The sequence below is a fragment of the Verrucomicrobiota bacterium genome (genome assembly GCA_019247695.1).
Classification (GTDB): Bacteria; Verrucomicrobiota; Verrucomicrobiia; order Chthoniobacterales; family JAFAMB01; genus JAFBAP01.
The window spans coordinates 49,472-55,848 of the sequence record JAFBAP010000094.1 but is presented as its reverse complement, the minus strand read 5'-3'; the positions used below and the strand labels follow the sequence as shown (position 1 = coordinate 55,848).

At 61.8% G+C, this 6,377-nt stretch carries 7 protein-coding genes; 2 read left to right on the top strand and 5 right to left on the bottom strand.

Annotated features, from left to right (window positions below):
• The coding region (locus tag JO015_10715; protein ID MBV9999571.1) for a glycine dehydrogenase (aminomethyl-transferring) at positions 1-736 on the top strand (736 nt) is incomplete at its 5' end.
• Between the two features lie 129 nt (positions 737-865).
• Here JO015_10715 and JO015_10710 read toward each other — a convergent pair.
• The 4 genes from JO015_10710 to JO015_10695 all read right to left on the bottom strand — a co-directional run bounded on the left by JO015_10710 (position 866) and on the right by JO015_10695 (position 3,811).
• Complete coding sequence (locus tag JO015_10710) at positions 866-1,288, bottom strand: response regulator (GenBank protein ID MBV9999570.1); 423 nt, start codon at positions 1,286-1,288, stop codon at positions 866-868.
• Positions 1,289-1,445: 157 nt separating this feature from the next.
• Positions 1,446-2,438, bottom strand: a complete 993-nt coding sequence (locus JO015_10705; protein ID MBV9999569.1) for a methionyl-tRNA formyltransferase — start codon at positions 2,436-2,438, stop codon at positions 1,446-1,448.
• A 294-nt stretch (positions 2,439-2,732) separates the two neighbouring features.
• A complete protein-coding gene (locus tag JO015_10700) occupies positions 2,733-3,059 on the bottom strand; it encodes a MerR family transcriptional regulator (GenBank protein ID MBV9999568.1) in 327 nt (108 codons plus the stop codon).
• A gap of 143 nt (positions 3,060-3,202) precedes the next feature.
• A complete protein-coding gene (locus JO015_10695; GenBank protein ID MBV9999567.1) occupies positions 3,203-3,811 on the bottom strand; it encodes a nucleoside monophosphate kinase in 609 nt (202 codons plus the stop codon).
• Between the two features lie 151 nt (positions 3,812-3,962).
• Here JO015_10695 and JO015_10690 point away from each other — a divergent pair, with 151 nt between their 5' ends.
• Positions 3,963-5,015 (top strand): MBL fold metallo-hydrolase, encoded by a 1,053-nt coding sequence (locus JO015_10690; protein ID MBV9999566.1) that lies wholly within the window; start codon positions 3,963-3,965, stop codon positions 5,013-5,015.
• Positions 5,016-5,407: 392 nt separating this feature from the next.
• On the opposite strand, the gene JO015_10685 is transcribed toward JO015_10690, so the two are convergent.
• Entirely contained in the window at positions 5,408-6,280 is an 873-nt protein-coding gene (locus JO015_10685) for a YIP1 family protein (protein ID MBV9999565.1), read from the bottom strand.
• Positions 6,281-6,377 lie beyond the last annotated feature (97 nt).

Here is a 6,377-nt window from a genome sequence, read left to right as displayed (position 1 = left end):
CGGCATGGGCCCGATCGGGGTCAAGGCGCACCTGGCCCCCTACCTGCCCGGTCATCCTTTGGCGGGCGGCCCGGGGCCCGACGGCCGGCCCGGGCCGGTGGCGGCCGCCCCATACAGCAGCGCCAGCCTGTTGCCCATCAGCTGGATGTACATCGCCCTCATGGGCCCGGCCGGCCTGACCCGCGCCACCCAGCTGGCCATCGCCAACGCTAACTACCTCGCCGCGCGGCTGGCCCCGTTTTACCCCGTGCTCTACCGGGGCCGCCAGGGCCGGGTGGCTCACGAGTGCATCCTGGACCTGCGGCCCTTCAAGCGCTCGGCCGGCATTGAGGTCGAAGACGTGGCCAAACGGCTCATCGACTACGGCTTCCACGCCCCGACGGTGTCCTTCCCCGTGGCGGGCACCTTGATGATCGAGCCGACCGAAAGCGAGTCCAAAGCTGAGCTGGACCGCTTCTGCGAGGCCCTGATCGCCATCCACGGCGAGATCCGGGCCATCGAGACGGGGGAAGCCGACCGGCAGGATAACGCGCTTAAGCAGGCGCCCCACCCGGCCGAAGACCTGCTGGCCGAGGCCTGGGGGCGGGGCTACACGCGCGAGTCGGCCGCTTACCCGCTGGGCTGGGTGCGGGGGCGCAAGTACTGGCCGCCGGTCAGCCGCATCGACAACGTGTATGGCGACCGCAACCTGTTCTGCACCTGCGCGCCTCTCGAGGCGTTCCAGCCCGCTGAATGAAATGCCACGAATGCCACAAGCCGAAAAATGCCACAAATAGAAGAGAGTGTCGGGTGTCGGGGACCGAGGGTCCGGTTAAGAAAATGCCGTCAAGCACTCATCATTTGTGGCATTTGTGGCATCCTTAACTCAGGCGACCATGCGGCGGACGGTGCTGCGCAACAGGTCTGCAGTAAACGGCTTCGACAAGAGGCCGTTGCACGCGTCCAAAGATCCCGGCGGCTCATAGCCGCTTACGAGAAGCACCGGCGTGCCCGGTGACGCCTGCCGGACCCGGCGCGCCAGTTCCAGCCCGTTCCAATCGCCGGGCATCGCGATGTCAGTCACGACCGCGCGTATCTGTGGGGCCGATTGCTGGAAGAGTTCCCAGGCCTGCTCAGCGTTGAACGCCGTCAGCACATGGTAACCTTCCCGCGCCAGCACCAAGCCCATGTATTTGGCGATAGAAGGTTCATCATCCACGATAAGCAGTGATCCTTTCGGAGCTGTGGTTGGCTGGTCAGCCGACATTCCCGTGCCTTTTTTTAGACCGGTCCACAGGTTTGGACTCATCAGAACCTCCCGGTTACTGAATCAGTTATGCCAAACGTTTGCGGTCCGGATGTATCGTCGTCAGACTAAGATCGTAACCGGGTTCGGAACGGTCTTCTCTCACGATATCCAACCGGCAGCCAAATCCTTCCGCACTGCGGGCCGGCGCGCCGACGGTTCATCCGTTCTTTTGATCCGGCTCACCCGGCTGCGGTCCCAAGAGCTGGCCGGCCTGCAGGCGGATGCCCCGCGCAAACTCGGCTGCCGGCAGCTGGCGTTTCCCTTCCAACTGCACCTGCTTCAACAGCAGCGCACCAGCCCCGCAAGCAACCAGGATCCCGCGCGGGCTGACCCCGAGAACCGTTCCCGGCGACCCTTTCCGGCGATGAACCGGCAACGCCCGCTGCACTTTCAGACGGCGCGGGCCGTTCCCATCGCCCGGCAGCTGTATCTCGGTATACGCCCCGGGCCATGAGTACATCGCCCGAACAAGACGATCGAGGCACCAGCAGTCCTGCTGCCAGTCAATCCGGCCGGAATCGCGGTCGAGCTTTGCCGCATAAGTCGCCTCCTCCTCCACCTGAGGCACACGAGGCGCTTTGCCCGCCAGCAAAAGCTCGAGCGCTTCTGCCAGCGCTACCGGCGCCAGGTCGGCCAGCCGGTCATGCACGTCCGCGCCCGTGTCGCGCCGCCGAATCCGGAATTTTTTTTCCAATACGATATCGCCGGTATCCAGACTTTCCGCCATGTGCATGACGGTGATCCCGGTCTCGCGGTCACCCGCTAACAATGCCGCCTGGATCGGTGCCGCCCCCCGATGCTTCGGCAATAGTGACGCGTGCAGATTCAGGCAGGCAAGGGACGGCAGCTCAAGCACCGCCTTGGGCAGGATCTGCCCGTATGCCATTACCACGATGAGGTCGGGCCGGAGTTGCCTCAGCTCGTCAACCGCCGGCGAACGGCGCAGCCGCTCCGGCTGGAACACCCTTACCCCGGAACCACTCACCTCCTTTTTCGGCCCTGGCGGCGTCAGCACCTGGGACCGGCCGACTGGCCGGTCAGGCTGGGTCACCAGCGCCACCAACTCAACCGACGGAGCCTGCCGCAACCAACGTAAAACCGGCAACCCGATCTCGCCGGTGCCCATGAAGGCCACACGCGGTTTTGTCATCCCTCGACCTGACCCGCGATTCTGCCAACGTCAAGCAAGACCCAGCACGCGCCAAGCGTCCGTTCTTCTCTTTATACCGTTTCGAGGGCCACGGAGGTAAAAATTTTGTCTTCCTTCCCGGGCGCCCTGCCGGCGTTAAACCTACCAGACCGTATAAACGATCAGGCCCAACGGGCCATCAAACCGTCTACCGGCTCGTTGGGCCTAAGACCGATTCAACCAGCGACGGAGCATCCTCCGGCGGCGACACCCCCCCTGAGCCGAAATTCTACGGAGATAACTGTCCGGGTGGTATTACTGGCGCCGGAAACGCAGCTCCGCCCTTAACTCGTCGACTTCCCGCATAAGATTCATGATCAGCTTGAGGCCGGCCAGATTCACCCTGCATCGCCGGCGCAGGCTCTCCATCCGCCGCAACGCCCGCACGGTCTCATCGTCGAAAAGGTGCTCGCCCTCATCCCGGCTCGTGCTTGATCGAATCAACCCATGCCGGTGATAAACAAGGATCGTCCGGCGGGGAACCATGGTGATTTTTTCGATCACCTCCAGACTGTAGGCCTCTTCCGGTTCGAACCGGAGCTCCGGGCCGGCCTCAGCCGGCTGTTCATCCGACGTGCTCATAATTTGAAATGCCACAAGCCGTAAAATGCCACGAATGCCGCAAACAAAGAGAGATCAGGGCCATCTTCCACCGGCCTGGACGCCGATTCCTCTCATTTGTGGCATTTTTCCGCTCGTGGCATTTGTGGCATTTTTTCGGCATTTCAGTCGTGGAAGGTCAGCGTACCATTCCGGCCCTTCCAGATGCTCGCGATGATGTCATGCAAGACCTTGATGGGAGGTTGGAGCGCATCGATCCGCTTCACGATATCCCGGTAATAGTCGAGCACCGGTTTCGTTTCGCGGTCGTAGGTCTCCAAACGCTGGCGAATCACGGTTTCATTAGCGTCATCCAAGCGATTATCTTTCAACGCGCGCTTGCGCAAACGCCTGACCAATTCGTCCCGATTCGGGCAGGAAAGGTGGAAAACCTGGCGGACATCGATCATCTCTCCCATCAGGCGCGCCTGATTGGGGTTTCGCGGGATGCCGTCCAGCACCAAGGCATCGATGTCCGGCTTAAACTTGGCGGTGACCACCTGCGCTTCGATGGAGTGGCGCCATAACTCGACGGTCAGATCGTCCGGCACCAGCAGGCCTTTACTGGAATACTCGATGAATCGCTGGCCCATGGGTGTGCGCGTATCGAGCGACCGGAAAACGTCACCGCAGGCAAAATGAACAAAGCGCGGTACGGTTCCGAGTACCCTACCTTGCGTGCCCTTGCCGCTGCCCGGCGGTCCCAATATCAAGTAAGTAACGTACCTGGTCATACCTGGAAGAAACCCGCACTGTCCGGATACAGGTGGCATTCTGCAAGCTTTTTTCCGGTGTTGACGGGTTTGGAACCGTGGTCACGGATATTGTAAGATTCTGATAGTATGGAGCTTATGAATCGCCCCTCTTTGCTTCGGTCTTCCGGCCGTGGCCGCCGCAGACGGCGTTTCTTCCAGGACGATTGCAGAATTGACGACGTTCCACCTTGGCAGACAAGCCGGCCGGGGTATAACTACGGAAGTGCTCAGCTTAACCGTACTCGGCAGTGGCAGTGGTGGAAACTGTTCGCTGGTCACGACGGATGAGTGCCGGATCCTGATCGACTGCGGGTTCAGCGCCCGGCAAGTCAGCCAACGGCTTCAGCGCGTCGGGGTTGATCCGTCAAGTCTGGACGCCGTTTTCATCACGCACGAACACGGGGATCATGTAACCGGGCTCGAGGTATTTTCGCGGCGGCACAAGGTCCCGATCTATTGCAATCGCCTCACCGCCGAGGCCCTCCACGAGGGTGAATGGGCCAGGCAGGCAGCATGGAACATTTTTGAGACCGGCAGCCCGGTACGCATCTGCGACCTCGAGATTTCATCGTTTTATGTGCCGCATGACGCCGTTGACCCGGTCGCCTTTGTTTTATGCCATCCGGCCGGTTCGATCGGGTTTCTTACTGACCTGGGGTACGCGCCGAAACTCGCTTTGCAGCGGTTGCGCAAGGTAGACCTTCTCGTAATCGAAACTAACCACGACGAGCAGATGCTGCAAGCCGACGCCAAACGGCCCTGGTCGGTAAAACAGCGGATCCTTTCCCGGCATGGCCACCTCTCGAACGTCGCGGCAGCCAAGGTGGTGGCGTCGTTGGCCGGAGACCGGCTCCAGCGGGTGGTTCTCGGCCATCTGAGCCGCGACTGCAACCGGCCGGAACTGGCCTTGGCAGCCATGCATGCGGCCGACCTCGGTTGTCTGAACCTGTATTGCGCAAGCCAGGAGCAAGTCAGCCCGACGTTTGAAGTTCAGGCCATAGCCTCAACGCCAGCCCCGGAGGAGCAGGTACGCCCAGTTTACCATCACCAGGAGCAATCCGGCGAGCAGCAGGACTTTTTCACGCTGCTGGCTGAGTCCATCCAGTCGGAGCCGCCGGTGACCGGCTGCCAGGATCAACGCGGCGTAAACGTCATAAAGCCCGATGGCTGCGTAGACGAATGATACCAGCGGGTTGATCCGGATCGCAGCCAGGACATCACCGTGCAGCAAGACCAGGCCGGCATGGGTTGCGCCGCAGAAAGGGCAAGGCAGCCCGGTCCAGGTCCGGCACCAGCACCGGGGCCAAGGGAGCCCGGCTCCATGCCAGACCAGGACGGCGGTGGCGAAGCTGAGGGAGCCGGCAAACAGCGCTGCGTCAAGGTCGAACTCGCCGGGTGCCAACGGTCGCAGCAGCAGGCGCATGGGGCGGCGCCGTCCAGCCGCACACGGCTGAAAAGCGGAGCTCTGCGATCGCCTGGTGTGGCCACGAAACCCCATGCGCATCAAAAAAGCGGTTCCCCCGGCAACCTGTAAACGGTCCGTTCGATTCGCAATCCGTATGAGCGCCCCGTGCTTCACGGATTCGGCTGATGGCCTGCGTTTGCCAGGACCGAGACGACCACGGAGAAGATCAGCAGCAACAGCCCGAAACAAAGCAGGTACGGCACAACCAGCGCCACCACGGCTTTCCAGTACTGGGTTTGATGAACCCGCTGCAATCCGGTGCTCGCGGCCACCAGGAACATGACGATCGCCACGATCGGTCCGAGGCAAGGCACCACCCCGAAAATCTGGGCTGCGTGCGAATAGGTCACCACCCGGTAAGTGGCCCGGTAAGTAAGGCTGGTGCCTCCGAGCAGCTTAAGCACCGCATGGTAAAGCCCGGCCAGGACAAAGTTGGCGACCAGCGTAACCAGGACGCCGAAGACCAGCAGCAAAGGCAACAGCAGGAGGAAGCCGAGCAGACTCAGGTTCAGCTGCCTTTGCACGTCGAGTGCCGCCCGGTTGTGCGGTAGCGTCAACAACTGAAACCCGAAGGCGAACACCGCTTGGATCGCGATGGTTATCAGAAAAAACCACGTCGGCTCCAGGAGATTTGCGTTCGGATTAAAATTCGCAAAGGTGATGCCCGACTCAAACAGCACCTCGCGGATGGTAAGAAAATAGGCGCGTACCACCCCGACCTCATGCCGTCGTTCCCAAGCCGGCCGGGGCCCGCTGCCGGCCGGGACCGGTTGGACGCCGGCCGGCACGGCAACGGGTGGCGGCGGCGGTTCAGACGGCGGCATTCGCAGATCTGGAAACTCCGCAAGCGGTTTCCAGGTCTCCATGCCCTCATGCCAGCCCAGGTCCGTCGGCACGAATTGTCCCTGGTCCAGGCCGCGCTGCACTTCCTCTAACGCAAACGTTCCAAGGTTTTGGCCGGCACGGTTGATCCAGATCTTCATGGGTTAGCGGGTTGTATGAGAACCAGGCGTACAGGTCAAACGCGGACGTCGCCGGTTTGGATGCGCGCGATGCGTTGACGGCGTTATTGCCGGCCGG